This window comes from Nocardia sp. JCM 34519.1, from assembly GCF_020361265.1.
Lineage (GTDB): Bacteria > Actinomycetota > Actinomycetes > Mycobacteriales > Mycobacteriaceae > Nocardia > Nocardia arthritidis_A.
Genome location: NZ_JAIRBR010000017.1, coordinates 14,929 through 34,917, shown reverse-complemented (window position 1 = coordinate 34,917; position 19,989 = coordinate 14,929). Strand labels below are relative to the sequence as shown.

Annotated in this window: 23 protein-coding genes; 9 read left to right on the top strand and 14 right to left on the bottom strand. The window is 67.4% G+C overall.

Annotated elements, in window-relative coordinates:
• Positions 1-48 precede the first annotated feature (48 nt).
• The 3 genes from LGY53_RS31860 to LGY53_RS31850 all read right to left on the bottom strand — a co-directional run bounded on the left by LGY53_RS31860 (position 49) and on the right by LGY53_RS31850 (position 2,458).
• On the bottom strand, positions 49-846 hold the full coding sequence (locus tag LGY53_RS31860; RefSeq protein WP_225730397.1) for a TMEM165/GDT1 family protein: 798 nt from the start codon (positions 844-846) through the stop codon (positions 49-51).
• 296 nt (positions 847-1,142) lie between these two features.
• On the bottom strand, positions 1,143-1,673 hold the full coding sequence (locus LGY53_RS31855; protein ID WP_225730396.1) for a peptidase: 531 nt from the start codon (positions 1,671-1,673) through the stop codon (positions 1,143-1,145).
• Positions 1,674-1,834: 161 nt separating this feature from the next.
• Entirely contained in the window at positions 1,835-2,458 is a 624-nt protein-coding gene (locus tag LGY53_RS31850) for a superoxide dismutase (RefSeq protein ID WP_225730395.1), read from the bottom strand.
• Positions 2,459-2,636: 178 nt separating this feature from the next.
• Between LGY53_RS31850 and msrA the strand changes: the two genes are divergently transcribed.
• On the top strand, positions 2,637-3,317 hold the full coding sequence (msrA, locus tag LGY53_RS31845) for a peptide-methionine (S)-S-oxide reductase MsrA (protein WP_225730394.1): 681 nt from the start codon (positions 2,637-2,639) through the stop codon (positions 3,315-3,317).
• Between the two features lie 66 nt (positions 3,318-3,383).
• Here the strand turns inward: msrA and LGY53_RS31840 are convergent, their stop codons facing one another.
• Complete coding sequence (locus tag LGY53_RS31840) at positions 3,384-3,995, bottom strand: hypothetical protein (protein ID WP_225730393.1); 612 nt, start codon at positions 3,993-3,995, stop codon at positions 3,384-3,386.
• Between the two features lie 550 nt (positions 3,996-4,545).
• Between LGY53_RS31840 and LGY53_RS31835 the strand changes: the two genes are divergently transcribed.
• The 4 genes from LGY53_RS31835 (at position 4,546) to LGY53_RS31820 (ending at position 7,718) form a co-directional block, all read left to right on the top strand.
• A complete protein-coding gene (locus LGY53_RS31835; RefSeq protein WP_225730392.1) occupies positions 4,546-4,905 on the top strand; it encodes a rhodanese-like domain-containing protein in 360 nt (119 codons plus the stop codon).
• Positions 4,906-4,926: 21 nt separating this feature from the next.
• Complete coding sequence (locus LGY53_RS31830) at positions 4,927-5,943, top strand: DUF4328 domain-containing protein (RefSeq protein ID WP_225730391.1); 1,017 nt, start codon at positions 4,927-4,929, stop codon at positions 5,941-5,943.
• A complete protein-coding gene (locus LGY53_RS31825) occupies positions 5,940-6,707 on the top strand; it encodes a glycerophosphodiester phosphodiesterase (RefSeq protein WP_167471352.1) in 768 nt (255 codons plus the stop codon). Before LGY53_RS31830 ends, LGY53_RS31825 begins: the two co-directional genes overlap by 4 nt.
• Before the next feature lie 90 nt (positions 6,708-6,797).
• Complete coding sequence (locus tag LGY53_RS31820) at positions 6,798-7,718, top strand: DUF5926 family protein (RefSeq protein ID WP_167471353.1); 921 nt, start codon at positions 6,798-6,800, stop codon at positions 7,716-7,718.
• 416 nt (positions 7,719-8,134) lie between these two features.
• Here LGY53_RS31820 and LGY53_RS31815 read toward each other — a convergent pair whose 3' ends face one another.
• The 5 genes from LGY53_RS31815 to LGY53_RS31795 all read right to left on the bottom strand — a co-directional run bounded on the left by LGY53_RS31815 (position 8,135) and on the right by LGY53_RS31795 (position 12,301).
• Entirely contained in the window at positions 8,135-8,683 is a 549-nt protein-coding gene (locus tag LGY53_RS31815) for a ferritin (RefSeq protein WP_225730515.1), read from the bottom strand.
• A gap of 71 nt (positions 8,684-8,754) precedes the next feature.
• Positions 8,755-9,303, bottom strand: coding sequence for a ferritin (locus tag LGY53_RS31810; RefSeq protein ID WP_167471355.1), 549 nt, complete (start codon positions 9,301-9,303; stop codon positions 8,755-8,757).
• A 10-nt stretch (positions 9,304-9,313) separates the two neighbouring features.
• Complete coding sequence (locus LGY53_RS31805) at positions 9,314-10,630, bottom strand: LCP family protein (protein ID WP_225730390.1); 1,317 nt, start codon at positions 10,628-10,630, stop codon at positions 9,314-9,316.
• Positions 10,631-10,695: 65 nt separating this feature from the next.
• Positions 10,696-11,487 (bottom strand): CPBP family intramembrane glutamic endopeptidase, encoded by a 792-nt coding sequence (locus LGY53_RS31800; protein ID WP_225730389.1) that lies wholly within the window; start codon positions 11,485-11,487, stop codon positions 10,696-10,698.
• Between the two features lie 46 nt (positions 11,488-11,533).
• Positions 11,534-12,301, bottom strand: coding sequence for a DUF2470 domain-containing protein (locus tag LGY53_RS31795; protein ID WP_225730388.1), 768 nt, complete (start codon positions 12,299-12,301; stop codon positions 11,534-11,536).
• Positions 12,302-12,437: 136 nt separating this feature from the next.
• On the opposite strand from LGY53_RS31795, the gene LGY53_RS31790 reads away from it, so the two are divergent.
• The 4 genes from LGY53_RS31790 to LGY53_RS31775 all read left to right on the top strand — a co-directional run bounded on the left by LGY53_RS31790 (position 12,438) and on the right by LGY53_RS31775 (position 15,958).
• Positions 12,438-12,875: a hypothetical protein gene (locus LGY53_RS31790; RefSeq protein ID WP_225730387.1), complete on the top strand. Its 438-nt coding sequence runs from the start codon at positions 12,438-12,440 to the stop codon at positions 12,873-12,875.
• Between the two features lie 406 nt (positions 12,876-13,281).
• Positions 13,282-14,196: a prephenate dehydratase gene (gene pheA, locus LGY53_RS31785; protein ID WP_225730386.1), complete on the top strand. Its 915-nt coding sequence runs from the start codon at positions 13,282-13,284 to the stop codon at positions 14,194-14,196.
• Positions 14,193-14,852, top strand: coding sequence for a histidine phosphatase family protein (locus LGY53_RS31780; RefSeq protein ID WP_225730385.1), 660 nt, complete (start codon positions 14,193-14,195; stop codon positions 14,850-14,852). Before pheA ends, LGY53_RS31780 begins: the two co-directional genes overlap by 4 nt.
• A gap of 86 nt (positions 14,853-14,938) precedes the next feature.
• A complete protein-coding gene (locus tag LGY53_RS31775; protein WP_225730384.1) occupies positions 14,939-15,958 on the top strand; it encodes an alpha/beta hydrolase family protein in 1,020 nt (339 codons plus the stop codon).
• Between the two features lie 24 nt (positions 15,959-15,982).
• Here LGY53_RS31775 and LGY53_RS31770 read toward each other — a convergent pair whose 3' ends face one another.
• From LGY53_RS31770 to LGY53_RS31750, 5 genes are all read right to left on the bottom strand, one after another.
• A complete protein-coding gene (locus LGY53_RS31770) occupies positions 15,983-16,810 on the bottom strand; it encodes an ESX secretion-associated protein EspG (protein WP_225730383.1) in 828 nt (275 codons plus the stop codon).
• Positions 16,807-18,000, bottom strand: coding sequence for a PPE domain-containing protein (locus LGY53_RS31765; protein WP_225730382.1), 1,194 nt, complete (start codon positions 17,998-18,000; stop codon positions 16,807-16,809). The genes LGY53_RS31770 and LGY53_RS31765 overlap by 4 nt, the downstream gene beginning before the upstream one ends.
• A gap of 42 nt (positions 18,001-18,042) precedes the next feature.
• A complete protein-coding gene (locus tag LGY53_RS31760) occupies positions 18,043-18,366 on the bottom strand; it encodes a PE family protein (protein ID WP_225730381.1) in 324 nt (107 codons plus the stop codon).
• A gap of 188 nt (positions 18,367-18,554) precedes the next feature.
• On the bottom strand, positions 18,555-18,905 hold the full coding sequence (locus LGY53_RS31755; RefSeq protein WP_225730380.1) for a metallopeptidase family protein: 351 nt from the start codon (positions 18,903-18,905) through the stop codon (positions 18,555-18,557).
• 4 nt (positions 18,906-18,909) lie between these two features.
• Positions 18,910-19,983: a septum formation family protein gene (locus tag LGY53_RS31750; RefSeq protein WP_374111260.1), complete on the bottom strand. Its 1,074-nt coding sequence runs from the start codon at positions 19,981-19,983 to the stop codon at positions 18,910-18,912.
• Between the last annotated feature and the right edge of the window lie 6 nt (positions 19,984-19,989).

Here is a 19,989-nt window from a genome sequence, read left to right as displayed (position 1 = left end):
AGCAGCGCTTCGCCTGTCAGACGCTGGCCGCCGCGCTCAGTTCGATGGTTACCGCGCGGATCGCGGCCGACGATCTGAATGGTCTTCGGGCGCTGCGGGAACCGCTGCTCGATCTGGTTCGGCGAAGTGGGGAGCTGTACGGGACGGCCCAGTCGCGTCCCGATGCGGCCCTGCCATCCCCGAGCGTGCGCGCCTGATCACCAGCAGCACCGCACCGGCCAGCGCGGGCGCGAGGGCGGCGAGTCCGGCCGCGGCGAAGCCGTCCGGCCCCGCCGGGATCGCGGTGAGCAGCGTCAACGCGCCGAAGTAGAGGAACAGCAGGCCGGAGCAGATCGCGATCACCCGCTCCGGAAGGTGTTTGCCGACGGCGATGCCGATCGCGATGGCCAGCCCGCCCGCCGCGACCATGCCGGCGACCGATCCGATCCAGATGCCGAGCCAGTTGTTCTTGGCGGCCAGCGCGGTGGTGGCGAACATGGTCCGGTCGCCGAGTTCGGCGAGTAGGAAGGCCGAGAGCACGACGACGAAGGCCGACCTGGTCGGCGGGGCCGCGGGTTCGTCCGCCTCCTCCTGCGGAATCTGGACTACCTCCCGCAGGGTCCACAGCCCGACCGCGATCAGGATGGCCGCCGCGAAATAGGCGATGAGGTCGGTGGGCAGCGCCGCGCCGAGGAAATGCCCGACCGCCACCGCGATGAGATTCACCCCGATGCTCGCGACCGTGATCGCGCCGAGCACCACCCACCAGCGGTAGCGCAGCGCGAAGGTCAGCGCCATCAGCTGGGATTTGTCGCCGAGTTCGGCGATGAACAGCGCGCCGAAACTCAGCAAAATCGTGGCGATCATGGTTGGGTGCTCCCGGGTCTTCGGCCTGTCGGCCGGAGATCTGGGTATGCCTCCGGCCGACAACGCGATGGTTGTCCTGGCCGAAGGTCTCGCCCACCGGATGGTCGCCGGTTCATGCGGCCGGACCCGCAACCGGGTTCGGTGGCGGGTCAGTATGTCGACCGCATGATTGGGGGCTACTCCCCTTCGCTATTACCGACTCTACCCCGCGCCGCGTCACGGCGCCAACCTGTTGTTATCGAAATCGCAATGCGCACAATAAGTTTGGCGATCCAAGCGCAGAGTTTCGGTTACCCTTACGCGGCCAGCAGCATGGCCAGAACCGCGGTGTCGGGATCGCTGATCGGGTCCAGGCCGACCCGGCTCACCAAAGACGTTACGGTGCCGTCGGATTCGGCCTCGGCCCAGGCCGCCCGATGCTCCAGCCCGAGATGCGGCACCCCGGGCAGCAGCACACAGCCCGAGGCCGCGCCCGCGCACTCGGGCAGCGACGGCCGGGTTTCGGACGGCGGATGCAGCATCAGCAGGGCCGGCGGCACATGATCGGCAAACCGGCCCGGCTCCACCGCCGCGTCGCCGAGCACCGGCCCCTCGGCCAGCACCAAGCCGACCGTGCCCGGTTCCGGATCGTCCGGCAATTCCTCGCGCACGCCGAAAACGGTCGAGGTGACCAGCAGGCCGGGCAGCGTCGCGACCCGCACGGCGAGCACGAGGACCTGTGCCCATTCCTTGGTGGTATCCGGCCAGCGACCGGAGATGATGAATCCGCGCAACAGCCCGCGGGAATGGAACGGCGTGACGCCGATGGGACCGTTCGTGTGCACCATGCCTCCCGTTAGGGGAACCGGGGCGGCCTTGCCCGTCCACTGATCTGTGGATTCCCGAATATGAATCAAGAATCACCTGGCACACAAGTACCAAAGAGTGCTAACAGGACAGACGAAAAGAGCCTGTGGACGCAATCCGTCCACAGGCTCTCCGGGGTGTATCAGCCGAAGATCAGGCCCTTGCCCTGGCTGACGGCGCGGGCGAAACGCTCCTGCACGTCCTCCCAGTTGACGACGTTCCAGAACGCGGTGACGTAGTCGGCCTTCACATTCTTGTACTGCAGGTAGAAGGCGTGCTCCCACATGTCGACCTGCAGCAGCGGGATGATGCCCAGCGGCACGTTGGCCTGCTGGTCGTACAGCTGGAAGGTCAGCAGCTTCTGGCCCAGCGTGTCGTAGCCGAGCACGGCCCAGCCGGAGCCCTGCAGACCGTTCGCCGCGGCGGTGAACTGCGCGCGGAACTTGTCGAACGAGCCGAACTGATCGTCGATGGCGGCGGCCAGCTCGCCGACCGGCTTGTCACCACCGTTGGGGGAGAGGTTCTTCCACCAGATGGAGTGGTTCACGTGACCACCGAGGTGGAACGCCAGGTTCTTCTCGTAGAGGAAGATGGCGGCGTGGTCGCCGGAATCGCGAGCCGCCTCCAACTTCTCCAGCGCGGTGTTCGCGCCCGCGACGTATGCGGCGTGGTGCTTGGAATGATGAAGTTCGTTGATCTGCCCGGAGATGTGGGGCTCCAGGGCGCTGTAGTCGTAATCCAGATCTGGCAACGTGTACTCGGCCACGATGTCCCTTCCTGTGTCGGGCTGCTCGCGCCTGTCGGTTCAAACGCGTACAGCCATCATTCGTACACCCGATGGGTACCAACCTGACCCCACACCCCAACATTCCGGGAAGGGGCTCCCCTGTGGACCATGCCACGAACGGCGGGGTCGATCGATACCGCACGCGTAGCATCGAATCATGTCGTGGTACGACGATCTAGTCGGGCGGGTTCGCCTGCCCGAGCCGGTGATGGTGGCGCCGGAGCAGGCGCTGCCGGGCCGCCGGGATCCGCTCGTGGTACCGGAAAACCATTACGTGAACGGCCATTCCATTCGTCCGCCGTTTCCGGACGGCCTGCGGGCGGCGATCCTCGCGATGGGCTGTTTCTGGGGCGCCGAAAAGGAATTCTGGGAGTTGGACGGCGTCTACACCACAGCGGTCGGCTACGTCGGCGGGTTCACCCCGAATCCGACCTATGAGGAGGTCTGCAGCGGCCGCACCGGGCATACCGAAGCGGTGCTCATCGCCTTCGATCCGGCGGTGCTCGACTATTCGGGCGTGCTGAAGCGGTTCTGGGAGAATCACGATCCGACCCAGGGCATGCGTCAGGGCAACGACCGTGGCACGCAATACCGTTCGGCGATCTTCCCGCTGGACGCGGAACAGGCCGAGCGGGCACACGCCACCGCGGCCGCCTTCGGGCAGCGGCTGACCGCGGCCGGATACGGCGCGATCACCACCGAGATCACCCCGCTGCCGGATCTTTCGGCGTTCTACTACGCCGAGGGCTATCACCAGCAGTATCTGGCCAAGAACCCGGGCGGGTACTGCCCGGTGCACGCCACCGGCGTCAGCTGCCCGGTGGGGTTGGACGCCTGATCCATACGTAAATACCGCGCACCACTCTCGGCGCGCGGTATTCGATTGCGGGACGGGCGGTTTCGTCTAGAGCGAGGGCGGGATACCGGGCTGCAGCATACGCGGGTCGCCGCTGTCGTGCGCCTGCCACCAGCGCACACCGCCCGCGACGAAGTCCTGCAGCGGGATCTCGCGACCGTTGGCGTCCTCGATGATGATGTTGTCGAACCAGACCCGCACGTCCAGCTCGCGCGGATCGATGCCCTCCTCCTGGGAGAACTCCAGCACATGCGCGGAGACGTGCTGATCGATCAGGGTGTCGAAGCTGAGCAGCTCACCCCAGATCGCCCAGCCGCTGTCGTCGATATCGATGAACTCCCAGCCGTGCAGCCTGCCGCCGCCGAAGCTGTGGATCGCATCGGCGAGGCCGTCCAGCGTCAGCGGCAGCACCCGCGGGTCGACGTCATCCCACTTCTGGATCCGCAACGATGCGGCAACCCGGCTGACGCCGGCGAAGGTCAGGCGCACCCGATTGTGCTCACGGGTGGACCCGTCCTCCTGAAGTGTCAAAACCTCCAGGTCGAGCCGCAGGCGGCGGCCCGGTTCGTCCACCTCCAGTCCTAGGCAGGTGGCCTCGGCCAACGCCGTGTTGAGGCCGTTCGTGTCCATTCCGTCGAGCAGACCCCTGGTCACGTTCATAGCGCCAGGCTACCGAGAACACCGCCGGGAGCCCGGTATTTCAGTTTTTCGCTAGTGTTCTCGTTTTTTTGTGGAACCGATCGAACAGTCCTGACGTCCAAGTAGGTATCGGACCCGGTGCGCCCGGGATCCGAGGTCGGCGGCGAATGAACGCTCCGGGATGACGAAGGAGGGGAGTCTCGGATCGCGCATTCGCCGCTCCCGGTTCGCCAGTCATCAGCTGACTCGCCGGGGGAGTCAGCTGATGGGCTGGTAGGCGAACTGTTCTTTTCTTCGCTAGAAGTTTGCTTGCTGTCTCGAAATGGTGTGTCGCACGCTGTTCGGCGGTCTGACCCTGTGGATCAGGTTGTGGATTATGTGGATAACTCTTACCCGGATATGCACAGGTGGCCGCGCAACGGGGCAGAGGGCCGGATAGTGACGCTGAAAACAGACCGTTTGTTGTGAAAATCCCCGAGCGGTGTCTTTCCGGCAGGGCAGCAAACAGATGGCATGGCCCACACTTCCCGCAGCTGCCCACCCCGCCGTCAACCATGGCAGGATCGAAACCGTGACGAGCCCCGAAGTTCCCTCGGTGCCGGTCGACGCCGTACCCGCCGAGTTCGACCGAGCCGATCCCGCAGTACCCGCGATCCTGCTCGACGTGCGCGAGGACGACGAATGGGAACTCGGGCACGCGCCGGGCGCGATCCACATTCCGATGGTCGACATCCCGGCCCGCACCGACGAACTGGACTACGACTCGGAGCTCTACGTCATCTGCAGGCAAGGCGGCCGTTCCATCCAGGTGGTCGAATATCTCACGCACATCGGTTTCGACGCGGTGCACGTCAGCGGCGGCATGGTGGCCTGGCAGCGGGCGGGCCGCCCGCTCGCTGCCGACGGCGACCGGCAGGCGAAGATCTACTGACCAAAGGAACGAGGTGCGCGGATGAGTACGGTGGTGCAGCCCTGTGCGCGCTGTGGCGCGCGCTGGGCCGTCCAGGGCGCGCCGATGCACTGGTGCCCGCGCTGCCGCGGCGTCCTGCTCTCGCCCGCGCCCATCGACGCACCGGCCGAGCGCCGCAACTATCGCTGGGTGGCCCGGCGGCCGGATCAGCGCATCCGCCGCGCGCAGGCCAAACCACGCGCGGCCGTTGGCACACCGCGGTATTCGGAGATTCCGCGCTGGGGTCTGCGCGATGAGCCGCCGTCGGCCCCGGCCGCGCCGCGGCGGCCGTTCGCCAGGGTGGCCGGTTATGCGATCGCGCTGCTGGTGGCGACCGCGGGCGCATTCGGCGTCGCGGCGCTGGCCGAGCTGGTGCGCTACCTGATCCTGCTGCGCAACCGCAGCAGGCTGATCAATCCAGTGCTCTTGACGGCATCGGACTGGTTCGTCAACGTCTCGGCGCTGCTCGCGCTCGCCGTCGCGCTGGTCACCGCGGTGGCCGCCGCCGGATGGCTGATCGCCATGCGCCATCGCGAATTCGAGCGACGCGGGCAACGGGATTCGCGCCCGGCCTGGGTGCTCGTCGTCGGATGCCTTGTCCCGGTGTGGAATCTGATCTGGCCCGGCGTCTTCCTGACCGAGGCGCTCGGCGACAAACCCGATCCGCACGCGCTGCGCGCCATCCGCATCTGGTGGTGTGCCTGGGTGCTCGGCGCCGGGTTCGCGGTGGCCGCGGTGCTGTGGCACTTCCCGAATACCTTGCAGGCCAAGGCCGACGGAGTGGTGCTCACCATGTATACCGAGCTGATCGCGATCGCCGTCGCGGTGCTGACGCTGTGGGTGATGCGCCTGATCGACGGCCGAGACCTGCGCGGGCGCACCAGGATCGCGCGCCGCTGGGTGATCGCGGTCGATCCGATGACGCCCGTCATCGAGCCGGTGCGGCCGGGCGGTAGAAACGGGGAGGCGGACCGGGACGTCACGCGGACCCGTGCACAAGAGGAGGTTATGGCCAAGTGAGCCAGGGCAGTCGCGCACCGTTCGTCGTCGCGCATCGGGGGGCCTCGGCGGCGCGCCCTGAGCACACCCTCGCCGCATACGAGCTGGCGCTGCAGGAGGGCGCCGACGGCGTCGAATGCGATATCCGGCTGACCCGCGACGGGCACCTGGTCTGCGTGCACGACCGCACCGTGGACCGCACCTCGTCGGGCACCGGTCTGGTCAGCGAGATGACGCTGGACGAGCTGCGGGCACTCGACTTCGGCGCCGACGGCGAACCGGCTTCCGTGCTCACCCTCGCCGAACTCATTGCGCTGGTGCTGGATTGGCGCAGCAGGCCGACGAAGCTGTTCATCGAGACCAAACATCCGGTCCGCTACGGCGCACTGGTGGAGAACAAGTTGCTCGCCGAACTGCAGCGGTTCGGCATCGCGACCCCGGCCTCGGCCGACCATTCGCGCGCCGTCGTCATGTCCTTCGCGGCCACCGCGGTCTGGCGCATCCGCCGCGCCGCCCCGCTGCTGCCGACGGTCCTGCTCGGCGAATCCTCGCGCTACCTCGGTGGCGGCGCGGCCACCACCGTCGGCGCGACGGCCGTCGGCCCGTCGGTGAAGACCCTGCGCGAACATCCGGACCTGGTGGACAAGGCCGCCGCCGCGGGCCGCGCCACCTACTGCTGGACCGTCGACGAACCCGACGACGTGAAACTCTGCGCGGATCTCGGTGTCAGCTGGGTCGCCACCAACCACCCCGGCCGCACCAAGGCACTGCTCACCCCGGCTTGATCGGCGTTTGCGCAAGTACCGGCGCGGGCGCGCTGATCCGCCGACGTGGCTTGCGGGACGCGGGCCGTCCACCATGTAGGTTGACCCTCCGTGGGTAAGAGCAAGCGAAACAGTCCGAAGCCCGGAGGCAACCGGGCACAGCGTCTCGCCGAGCGGCGGGCGGCGCAGGAACAGGCCGCGCAGGCCGTCACGCGCCCGTTCGATGGGCTCGCCGCGGAATGCGATCTGGTGGCATTGCAGGAGTTCGTGCCGTCGGCCACCGCGACCCTGAAGCTGGCTCCCGGCGCGGCCGCCGAGCGGCCGGTCGTCATCGGCACGGTGCTGCCCGGCGCGGTCGCCGCGCTGGTTCGCGCGGGCGACAACCCGACCGGTTACGTCGGTGCGCAGATGCAGCACCGCGGCGCGGATCCGGGCGCCGATCTGGCGGCCGCCATCCTGTGGACCCAGTCGGCCGAGCCCGGCGAATCACTGGACGCCCCCGAGGCCGTCACCGGTGGCCCGCGGCTGGCGGACGTCATCGATCCCGGCGCCGCCCTGGAGCTGACCGTGCACCAGGACTTCGACTGGTGGGTGCCCGAGGGTGTGCAGCCCGATCCGCAGGTGGCCGCCACCATCGAACAGGCCAAGCAGGCCATCATGCCGTCGGCCCGCCTCTCGCTCGGCGCGGATTCGGTCGGCGCGGCCTGGTGGGTCGAGGCGGGTGAGAAGGCGCATGTGCGCTGGGTCCGGCCGGAGCCGGAGGACGAGCTGATGCTGGCCCTGGCCCGGTTGCACGCTGCGGGCGGTCTGACCTTCGGCGAGGGGTCCCGCTTCGCCGGATCGTTCCGCACGCACGGCGTGCTGGTGCCGGTCTTCGATCTGGATCCGGAGCGGCACGCGAACGAATGGACCAAGCCCGCGGAGGAATTCGGTGCGCGCCTGGCCGAGGCGCTCGCCGTCGACGCGCCGCTCAGCCCCGCCGAGCGCCGTTCCCGCGACGGGTTGCGTTCGCGTCAGGTCACCCTGCGCTGACGCCATGGACGTGGCGGTCCCGGGCCCGAGTTCCGGTGTCGTGCCGAATCATTCGGTGCGGTGCCGGGCTCCGCGACGACATTGCGCCGGGGTCGCCCGCTGAGCCCGCCGCGTGCGCCGAAAGGTGTGCGCGGCGGGTTCGATCATTGTGTGGCGGTGAGCAGTGCCCGATATTCGGGTCGCATGAAGTCTGTGCCTGGCCCACGTCAGGCCGAGTTATGCGTGGGCCTCGGTGAATTGGCGTCTTCGTACGAAGCCCGATCTTAACCGCGTCCTCGCCGAGTTTCTGCCCGAGGCCTTCGCGTGAACCCTTATTCGGTACGACATTTCGCAGACGCAATCGGGCCGACGCATTATCCGAAAAAGCCGCGACAGGCCCTGCTGGGCCTGCCGCGGTTCGAAAAGCAGTGGGGCGGTTAAATCGCGCCGCCGGCCGCGCCCGGTGCACCGGACGTATCGCTGGGGCCGCTCATTTCGCGTGCGATGAACTCTTCGAGATCGAAGAGGTTGGCGCCGGCCCGATCGGCGATGGTGAGCAGCGTCGTCATATTGGCGACCTCCTCGACCTGTTCCTTGAGGAACCACTGCATGAACTGTTCGCCCAGGTAGTCGCCCTCTTCCCGGGCGGTGCTGGCAAGCTGGACGATCTGATCGGTGACCGTCTTCTCCTGGGCGAGGGCCAGTGCGATCGGCTCCCGCGCGTTCTCGAATTTCGACTTCGGGCTGTCGATGCCGGTGAATTCGACGGTGATATCCCGGTCGAGGAAGTACCGCACGATCATCATCGCGTGATTGCGCTCCTCGACCGCCTGGGCGTAGAAGCGCTTGGCCAGCTGCGGCAGATCAGCATTGTCGAACCACACCGCGATGGCGATGTATTGGTGCTCGGCATTGAATTCATGCCTGATCTGATCGTGGAGCAGGCCGTGGAATTTGCTGCGTGGGGTCTCCGGGTGGCTGGACATAGCAGCGACAATATCGCTGGTCAGCCCGCGTGTCATCCAAGTACAACCTTATTGAGGCTAGTGTTGCCTAATTAATTCCGCTGCGGCCCCGCCATTTTCGGCGCCATATTGTCGACGGGCGGTGCGGTGCGCGACTCGCGCGCCAGGAACTGTTCCACATCGAACAGATCGCCCGCGGCCCGATCGATGACGGTGAGCAGCCGCGACATCCCGGACACCTCGGCCACCTGGTCCTTCATGAACCACTGCACGAAACGTTCGCCGAGATAATCGGCCGATGTACGGGCCGACGCGGCGAGCGCGGTGATCTCCGCGGTGTAGACGCGTTCGGCCGCGAGCAGGAAAGCTATTGCCGCCCTTGGTGATTCGAAGGTGGACACGATTTCGTCCAAACCCTCGACGGCGACCCCCAGATCGCGGTCGAGCAGATGCCGCACCATCCGCAGCGCGTGCCCGCGATGCCGCTCGGATCTGACATAACAGTGATTCGCCAACCGCGGCAGGCGTTTCGAATCGAAATACACGGCGGCGGCCAGATACTGCTGTGCGATGGTGAACCCGCGCCGGAGCTGGACTCTGAGCAGTGCGGGAAAGGTCTGGACGACTTCGGTTTCCGGCATGCGATCGACGTTACCGGGTCAGAAGATCGTCCGGGATGGGTCGGTCGTTGGCGATATCGTCGAAGAACTGACCCGCCTTGGTCTTATCCCACACCAGCACATTGCCGACATCGGTATCGGAGAAACCGCCGATCGGCACCGTCGTGGTCACCGGGCCGCCGCGCAGCGCCCAGCCGAGCTGCGCCAGATCCCAGATGTGATCGCCCTTGTCCACCTTCAGCGATTTCGCGGAATCGCTGACCAGCGGCCACAGCTTGAACGGGTTCGCCAGCGTCCCCGCGTCGGTCGCCTTCTTCAGCAGCGCCGTCATGAACATGCGCTGATGCTGGATGCGATCGATATCGGCGCGCGGCGTCGCGCGGCTGCGCACGAAACCCAGCGCGTTCTTACCGCTCAACCGCTGACAACCCGCTTGCAGGTCGACACCGGCGAGCGGATCGTCGATCGGCTGCTCCAGGCACAGGTCGATGCCGCCGAGCGCGTCGACCACATTCGCGAACCCGCCGAATCCGATGCCCGCGTAGTGATCGATGTGCACACCCGTCGCCTGCTCGACGGTCTGCACCAGCAGCGGCGGCCCGCCGAAGGCGAAGGCGGCGTTCAGCTTGTCCTTGCCGTGGCCGGGGATGCTGACATAGGAGTCGCGGGGGAGGCTGATCAGCGTCGCTTTACCGGATTTCGGCAGGTGCACCAGCATGATCGTGTCGCTGCGCTCCGGGCCGACATCGCCGCCGGTGGAGTACTCCTGTTCCTGTTCGGGAGTCAGGCCCTCGCGGCCGTCGGAGCCGGTGAGCAGCCAGTTGGTACCGGGTGTGTCGCCGAGGCGGCCCGGGTAGCCCGCGAGCGCCGGAATCCGGTTCAACGAGGAATCGAGTTTGATGATCGCGCCGATCAGGGCCAGCACGATGATCAGGATCAGCACCAGGAACCAGCGGAAAAGGTGCAGTTTGCGACGGCGCGGTGGGCGCGCGCCGCGCTCGGCCCGCTTCGGCGGGAGGGCGGGCGGCGGTGGCGGTGCGGCGCGCCGGGGTGGTTCGCGGCGCGGCGGTTCGTGGCCATAGCCGCGGTGGTCGTCGAAGGGGACCGGCTGCTGGGTCGGCGCCCAGTTCCGGCGCGGCGGTGCGGCCTGTCGCTCGGGCGGAACCTGCGAGTAGGCCAGCGGCGGGGCATACGGGTCCGGGGCGCCGTCGCGCCCGATGACGTGGGTCGGTTCTATCCGTTGCCGCGGCCCGGGCGGCGGGTACGGGTGATTCGCCGGAGAGTGGCCGGGGCGGCCGGATTGCGGCGGCACCCGACGCGTCCGCGCATTGGGGTCGTCGCCGTTCATCCTCGAAACTCTACTTGTCGGTCGTGATTCGGTTCATGAATGAATCTCGGATTCCGCTGAATGCGTTACGGCAGCCACGAAACATGACCGCGCAGTACGGTATAGCCGATATAGGCGACGGCATCGATGGTCGCATGCGCGATTATCAGCGGCCACAGCCGATTGGTTCGCTGCCAGTAACGGCCGAAGATCAAGCCCATCACCACATTTCCGACGCCACCGCCGAAACCCTGGTACAGGTGGTAACTGCCGCGCAGCAATGCCGAGGCAAGCAGTGCGGAATTCTCCGTCCAACCGAGTCTGCGCAATCGGGTGAGCAAATATGCGACGACGATCACCTCCTCGGCCACCGAATTCGCACATGCCGAAAGGATGAGCACCGGCAGCCGCCACCAGTGGTCGCCGAGTGAACTCGGCACGATGGTGACGCTGAAATGTAGCGCGTGCGCGACCAGATAGAGCCCGAGGCCCGGTATTCCGATGATCGCCGCGAGCGCGAGCCCATGCCAGCCGTCGGGCCGGAACCTGATTCGCGTCAGCCCGATCAGCCGCGGTCCGATTCCACTGCGCCACAACAGATATAGGCCGAGGGCGGCCCAACCGGCCAGTCGCAGCACGCCGATCAGCTGGAACAGCAGATCGATGATCGACTGCGCCGACCGCGACGGGTTCAACGCCACCGTCTGCCCGCCGACGCCGCCCGGCCGCAGCGCGCTCTCCAATAAGGACAGCGCCGCACTGATCCCGCTCAACCCGAACGTGACGACGAGCACCACGGCGATCTCCATCCGGATCGCCATCCGCTCCCGCCGCGTCAACTCGGGTTCGTCCACCCCGGCGCCGGATTCGACATGCATACGTCGAATCTATTGCCCAGGCCGCGATGCGGCGCGTACCGCCGGATCAGATGCGGCGCAGGCCGTTCAGGAATGGGCAGCCCGCGAGCGTGCGGACGGCTCGGCTGAGGGATTCGATATCGGTGGCGGGGGTGCCGAAGGGGAGCCGGAAATCGTGGTCGCCGTCGCTGCCTTCGATGCGCAGGGTCAGGCCATAGCGGTCGATGGCGAGCGGATGCACCCGGCCGTGTTGCAGGCGGGCCGGTAGGTGGCGGGCCAGCTGGGCGACGACGTCGGCGTGATCGACGGTCAGGTGACGCAGCCACGCGGATTCCATGGCGCAGAACGGATCCGGCTGGGCCAGCCGCAGCTCGTCGACGTGGACCGACGCGGCGCCGGTCGAGTCGGCCACCACCGCGGAATCGATCATCAGGCGCAGCAGCGTCGCCGTATGCCCGACCTCCAGCAGGCCCACGCGCGGATGATCCTTGGCCACCTCGGTGGCCAGCGCGCGCTGCGCCTGGGTCGGCACCGACCGCACCCAACCGCGCAACCACACCAGGGCGCGCACCGGTTCGCGCAGTGGTAGCGGGGCGTGGTCGGTGAGTTCGAGCACCGCGGGCGCGCCGGTCTCGCCGGAATTGGCCGCGAGCACCGCGGCGAGCGAGGCGGCGGGCACCGCGACCACCGCATCGCCGCCGGGCCGGATGAAGTGCACCGAGGTCGGCGTCGGATCGATGCCGGGCATGGCGAGTACCGCCTGTTCCGCATGTGAGCACGCGCTACGTACCCGTTCCGCGGTGGACGGTGCGACGGTCGAGTTCGTGCGCGGCATGCGGACCTCCGGTAGCTGAGGGCGTATTAGGTTACCCTAAGCTAAGTGACCAACCGGAGATTGGCAAGGGTTCGCCGCCGTCGGATCGCAAAGGATCCGTTGTCGGGAGCGTCCGGCCGTTGGCTACGGTGGCCTGGTGGCAGACGGATCGAATGAGCCGGTACTGGTTTCGTTGAGCGCGCCGTCCCGGCGGAGTCTCATCGACGGACTGGTGCGTGCAGTCGCGCCCGGCGCCGCCCGCGTACTCGACCTGGACACCGCATCCGAGCCCGAAATCGCCGACTTCCTCGCCGAAATCGCGCACACCGACGGCGGATTCGTCGCACGCATCGGCGTCGGCACACCGCAGATCAGCTCTGCGCGAGCCGCGGAACGGGCGCTCGCCATCATCGCCGCGACTGCGGCCGCGCTCTGCGGCGACGACATTCGCACGGCATTGCGCAGCCCCGACATAGCATTCCTGACCTCGCTGAAACCACCCGCGATCGAGGCCGTTCGCACAGTCCTGCTCGCCATCGAAACCAATGACCCCGGCGAGCTTGCCGCAGGGCTGGCGATCCTGGATCCGCGCTGATTCGGGGGTTGCCGCGAAATTCGATCGGCCGCCGAGCCCGGTGGTCGTGGTGAGTTTGTCGCAGGGCTCAGGTCTTGGGTCCATGCTTCCCGGTGCTGCTATGGAGTTCGGGCCTTCGTCGGATTCGATGGTCGTAGTCAGGTTGTCGCCGGGCTCGTGTCCTGGATCCGTACTGATTCGGGCTGCCGTGGGATTCGGTCGAGTCCGGTGGTCGCGGCGAGCTTGTCGCCAAGGATCGCGTCCTGGATCCGTGCTGGTTCGGGGCTGGTGCGGAGTTCGGTCGGATCCGGTGGTCCAGGCGACCCGTCCGCGGGGCTGGCAATCCTGGATCCGTTGAGCGGTCCAGGGTGTCCGTGGGTTCGCGGATCGCCCGGCAACCTGGTTTCCCGCAAGTAATGTCGTAGGGGTGCCCCGCATCGCCTACTTCGGGCCATCCGGAACCTTCACCGAGATGGCCCTCGCCGACCTCGAATCCACCGGCGTCTTCGACGGACCGGTCGAACGGATCGCCGCGCCGACCCAGGGCGCGGCGCTGGACCTGATCCGGTCCGGCGATGTCGACGGCGCGGTGGTGCCGATCGAGAGTTCGATCGAGGGTTCCATCGCGGCCACCATGGATTCGCTGGCCATCGGGCCGCGACTGCAGATTGTCGCGGAAACCGAATTGGAGGTCAGCTTCACCATTCTCGCGAAATCCGGCACCCGCCTGGCCGACGTGCGCACGCTCGCGGCCTATCCGGTGGCGGCGGCGCAGGTGCGGGAGTGGGTGGCGCGGAATCTGCCGCTGGCGCAACCGTTTCCGTCGGCATCCAACGCCGCCGCGGCCGAGGATGTGGTGGCGGACAAGGCCGATGCCGCGGTGTCGACGGCGCTCGCGGGTGAACGTCTCGGACTGGTCGCATTGGCCTCCGGTGTCGCCGACCACGAGCAGGCGGTCACCCGCTTCATCCTGGTGACGCGTCCCCGGGTCGCGCCGCCGCCGACCGGCGCCGACCGCACCTCCGTCGTGCTGGAACTGACCAACGAACCCGGCTCGCTGATGCGCGCGTTCGCCGAATTCGCCACCCGCGGCATCGACCTGACCAGGATCGAATCCCGGCCGACCAGAACGGGTATGGGCACCTACCGGTTCTATCTCGACTGCGTCGGGCATATCGACGATATCGCGGTCGCCGAGACATTGAAGGCGCTGCACCGCACCGCGCGGGTGCGTTTCCTCGGCTCGTGGCCCGCCGCCTCGACGACCGGTACGCCCCCGCCCGCCGACGAACCGCACGCCGAATGGCTGACCCGGTTGCGCAAAGGGGTGGCGGATCTATGAGTGGCAGATTGATTCTGGTCCGGCACGGGGAGACCGAGGGCAATGTCGCCAAGATCCTGGACACCAGGGTTCCGGGGCTGCCGTTGACCGAACGCGGTGCGGCACAGGCGAAAACATTCGGTGCGAGTCTGTCGGGTCCGCCGCGGGCGCTGCTCTGCTCGGAGGCGCTGCGCGCGAGACAGACCGCGGGTTATATCGAGGCGGCCACCGGTGTACCCGCGCAGATCGTCGCCGATGTGCACGAGGTGCAGGTCGGGGATATCGAGGGGGAGAGCAGTGCGCAGGCGCACGCCATCTTCCAGCGGATCTACCGCTCCTGGCATGCGGGCCAGCTATGGGAGCGCACACCGGGCGGTGAATCCGGCTACCAGGTGCTCGCCCGTTTCCTCCCGGTGCTCGAACAGGTCCGGACCGAACTGATCGCCGTCGATTCCGGCGATGTGCTGCTGGTCAACCACGGCGCCGCCATGCGTCTGGTCGCTCGCTTCCTGACCGGTGTCCCGCTGCTCTTCGCCACCAACAATCATCTGGACAACACCGAAACCATCGAGTTGGCGCCCCGCGACGACGGCGGCTGGGACTGCACGCGCTGGGGCCGGTACACGCCGCCGTTCGGCGACGAAGTGTCGCCGACGGCCGACGACCCGATGGGCTGACCTGTAACGATTCCGTCTCGCCTGCAGACGTAACGATGGGCTGGGGGCAGCCCCTGGGGTGGACGAAGCACGTAGACGGGAAAAGGATGAAGCTCTCTTCGCTATGCGGCGCGGCCGCGCTACGCACCGCCGCCGTGACACTCACCGCCATGGTGTCGGTGACCTTGCTCGGCGGCACGGCCGTCGCGACACCGCCGAAATCGGCTGCAGTCACCTCCATCACGAAGGAGGGGCGCACCTGGCATCTGAAGGTGTACTCGCCGTCGATGGACAAGGAGATCACGGTCGATGTCCTGCGCCCGGCCGATGACTCCAAACCAGCGCCGAACCTCTACATGCTCAACGGCCTCGATGCCGGTGAGGGCACCGCGAGCTGGAAGGACCGCACCAAGGTGCTGGACTGGCTGGCCGATAAGCAGGTCAACGTCATCCAGCCGATCGGTGGCCGCGGCAGCTACTACACCGACTGGCAGAACCCGGATCCGGTTCTCGGCGTGAACAAGTGGCGGACCTTCTTCACCGAGGAGCTGCCGCCGGTACTGGACAAGACCCTGCAATCCAGCGGCCGCAACGCGTTGACCGGTCTGTCCACCTCCGGCACGTCGGTGTTGCAGCTTGCCGAGGCCAAGCCCGGTCTGTGGCAGACGGTCGCCGCGTACAGCGGATGCGCGCAGATCTCCGACCCGGCCGGTCAGCAGTACGTGAAGTTGGCCACCGAGCTCTGGGCCGGCGGCAACACGGTGAATATGTACGGTCCCGCCAGCAGCCCGCTGTGGCAGGACAACGATCCGGTGGTGAACGCGGAGAAATTGCGCGGCACCCTGCTCTATATCTCCGCCGGTAGCGGCATTCCGCTGATGAGGGACGTTCAGCTGTACCAGAGCGAGGCGCCGGGACCGCAGGGTGTGGTCAACCTCGGGCTCGGCATGGGCATCGAGGCGGCCGTGAAGGGTTGCACCGTGAATCTGAAGAACCGGCTTGATTCGCTCGGCATCCCCGCGACCTACCAGTTCAGCCCGGTCGGCACGCACAACTGGCCGTATTGGGAGGACGCGCTGCACGAGTCGTGGCCGCTGCTCGCGCAGGGCATGGGCATCGCGAGCTGACGTCGCCCCCCGCTCGGGAGGGGTTCAGTGTTCCGGCTTCGCCGGGAACTCCTCCCGCAGCGGCAGCGAGTTGATCAAATCCAGCAGTGCGGTGCGCAGCCGCGCGTTGGTGCCGCTGCTGAACGATGTCCACTTCACGCCGTCGTCGGATCTGCTCGCGGTGGCGATGAATCGTCCGTTCCGGGTGTCGAATACCGCGATGTGATTGTCGGTGACCTCGCGGGTGCCGTCGCCGTAGATGACACCGACGATTTCGGCGTGCGCATTGCACTGCACCATCGCCGAGGCGATCACCTGTGCGTCGCGGGGCGGGTTGCCGACCTTGGCGAGGCGCTGTGCGGTGGTCGCCGCATCGCCCGCATCGTCGAAGATCGGCACCAGCTGCTCGGTGGGGGCGTTCATCCCGGTGAGCTCGAGCGGTTCGGTCGCGCCGAGCGCCGCGATCAGCGGGCCGGGCAGATCTTCCTCGACCTCGTCGATGACATACGACTGCGGTCCGCGCAGCGCGACGGTGACCAGATCGTCGCCCCGGGCGAGGCACATCCGGCTGATCTGTCCCTCGACGTGCAGCCGCAGCGCGACGACCCAGTGCGGGCGGTACAGCGCCCGCAACCGGTCCTCTAATTCTCGATGAACCACACCATCGATCAGCAGTTCCCGATCGGTGAGTGACTGGGCGGCCGCGGCCATCGCTGCCGCGTGCGCGGTCACGTTGTCGTATTGCCCACGGGTATCCAGCACCGTGGGCAATTCGTCGAACTGCAGTTTCTCCAAGAGGTACTGCATCTCGTCGAGCGACAGCACGACCCCGGCGAGCATCGACGGGCCGCGGCCCGCACCGAGAACCGTCACTTAGCCGTCCCGGCCGGTTCGGCGCCGATAACCCCGTCCGCAGCCAGGCGGCCGTCTGCGAAGTTGTCGGCGGACCGCAGGTAGTCGGGGGTGTTGTGCAGCGACTCGTCGTCCTCGTCCTGAGCCTGACGGCCGAGCAGCGGGCTGGTGCCGGGCGCGGTGGCGCTCGCCGGGCGAACCGGAACGCCGGTTTCGACGTTCGCCACCGCCACCGGCTCGGTGGTCGGTGTGCCGCTGCCCGAAATGCCGCTGCCCCAGCCCTCGGGGAGCTTGAGCGATCCGCTGGACAGGCTGACCGTCTTGAACGTGCCGACGCCGACCGACGCGGACCTGGTCCCGGTGCTGGTCGCCGCGGCGGCGGCGCCCGCCGCGACACCGCCGCCGATGAAGGTCATCGGTGCGGCCGCGGTGACCGAGGGCGCGCTGATGCTGGTGACGGCGGACAGCGCCGAGGTCGCCGCGGTACCGACGCCGCTGACGCCGGTGGTGGCGATCGAGCCGACCACATTGGCCGCCTGGGTCGCGACGCTGGCGACGGCCGGATTGTTGGCCAGTGCGGTCGCGGCGGCGATCGCGGTCTGTACCGGGTCGGCCTGTGCCTGCTGGGCCGTCTGCTGGGCGGCCTGGTTCGGATCGGCGGTGCCCGCGCCGTGCGCGATGGCGGGCGGGTTGATGAATTGGCTCGGGGTCGCGACCATCGCGGAGGTGGCGGCCTCGTAGGTTTCCATGGTGAGCGCGGCGCGCAGGTCGAGCGCGGCCTTTGCCGCCTCGGCGGCCTCGGCGGAGCCGTTCAGCACACCGCCGGTCGAGTATGCCGCGACGCGCGCCCCATCGGCGGCCGCGATCTCGACCGGATTGGGCATGGCGAGCGAGGCGATGGTGTACGCGGTCGCGTTCGACGCGGCCTTGGCGGCCATACTCGCCGCCATGACGCCCTGCTGCTCGGCCCAGCCGGTGAAGCCGGCGAGCTTGCTGAGCACCGAAAGTCCGTTGATGCCTTCGAGGCCGACGCCGACCTCGGCGATCACTCGCGCGACGGTTGCCGTCGCATCAACCCATGCACCCGTGAGCGCACCCCATGCCGTGCTCGCCGCGTAGATCGGGACGGCGTGCGCGCCCGATTCCAATGCCAGCGAATTGCCTTCTGCCAGCCGGGGCAGCCAGAACACCCCGGTGATTCCTGCGGTCATCTTTGTTCTCCCCTCTTGGTCGACGCGTTGCCCGGTGCGCGTCTAGATGGCAAGTGTCGCTGCGGTGGCGGCGATGGTGCCCGCGCGCATGGCGTCCTCGGCCAGGTACTGGGCCAGCTGGAGACGCAGGGTCGCGGCGGCGTGGTGCAGTTCCAGCACGGCCTGGGCGGTCGCCCCGTCGTGCGTGACCGCGCCATTGTTGAGGTGGGATGCCGCCAGCAACGACACCTCGTCGATTCCCGAGGGAACAACATGCGTGGCAGGACCGCTGAGCGCGGCGACACCGGCCAGCCGATCGGCGACCAGGTCGAGCTCGGCCGCGGCGGCGAGCACGGCTTCGGGTGAGACTAGTACGTGGCCAACCATGTCTCGAACTCCTTCTAGTGGCGGCTATGGGGCGGAACCACGAGAATTCCCCCTACGAGTGATTGGACGCGACGGGTACGCGATCGGTTCCATCGAATCCCCAAAATTTCTTGCCCGGTCTTTCGCTGCTCACGAACCCCACTCGAAACCCCTTCGTCGCGTGCATGCTCGCAACCAGCTTGCTAAGACTAGCCCCATCCCAGCTGATGCAGACGCTCTTCGTCAATGCCGAAATAATGTGCGATCTCATGGATCACGGTGATCGCCACTTCTTCGACGACTTCGGCTTCGTCCGAACAGATTTCGAGAATGGTGTCCCGGTAGATCGTCACGGTGTCCGGCAGTGAGCCGCCGTAGTGGCTGTCCCGTTCGGTCAGCGCGATTCCGTGATAGAGCCCGAGCAGATGCGGATCATCCGGATTGCGAGGTTCGATCAGCACGACCACGTTATCGATGGCCCGCGCCAACTCCGGCGGAATGAGGTCTAGCGCATCGCCGACCAGTTCCTCGAACCGGTCGGCGGACATGGATACCGCCATCGGACTACCTGGGTTGCGGTTGCGGCGGCAGCGGTGCGGCGCCCGGCAGCGGGCTCGGAGTGGAGCGGCCGTTGCTCGGCGGCGGCACCGGAGCCTGACCGTTGATCTGGATATCGCCCTTGGCCGAACCGGTGATCGGCGCGAAACCCTCTTTATCCGCGCCCTTGCCGACCATGCAGTCCAACTTGCGGTTACCGGCCAGCCAGCTGCGCGCGTCGACGAAGTCGAAGAACATCGTGAGCGTCTTGTTGCGGATCACGTCGGGTGCGCCCAGATAGTCGGTGGCCGCCTTCGCGCATTCGTCCTGCACGTATTTGTCCTGCTCGTCCTTGGCGGGCGGCGGGCCCTGGAAATGCTGGCCCAGGTCGACGGTCGAGACGATCTCCAGCGCGTGCTGCTGGGCGCAGTCCACCGGATCGGTCGGCAGATTCTGATTGATGCCGAGGCAGGTGCCGCGGTCGTAGACCTTCGACTGGTCGCCGTCGAGGATGCTGCCGGTGACCGGGCGCGCCGCGCCGGTGGCGCCGCCGAGCTGCACACCACAGCGCAGCGTGCGATCGCCGTGCTTCCAACCGTCGGGGCTCGGGTACATGAGGCCGATGATGTAGCGGCCGCGCGGGTCGTAGCGGCCGCCGAGGTAGTTCTGCACCGCGGGCAGGCAGTGCTCTTCCTTCAACTCGGTGAGCCGCAACGAATCCGGGAAGCGGGAGCCGGGACCGAATTCAACGCCGGGATATTTGCTCATATCGATGTCGGCGGCCACCTCGAACAGGTGCTTACCCGAGCAGGACACCTTCGTCAGGTCGGTCCGGTCCGGTTTGGACCAGGTCAGGCAGTCGCCGCGGTCGGCGGTGCCGAACTGCTTGTCCAGGATGGTGGAACCGGGTACGGCCGGATTGTGCGCCTCCAGGCCCTTGTCATTGCGGAATCCGGTGACGAACAGGGTGACCAGCGCGGCGATCACCGCGCCGGCGGCCACCGCGAGCAGACCCCAGCGCAACTTCGGCGCGGTCAGGTGCAGGTTCACCCGCGTCGGCATGGACAGCGGCGGGCGTTTGCGCGCGGTTTTACCCGGCATCGGCTT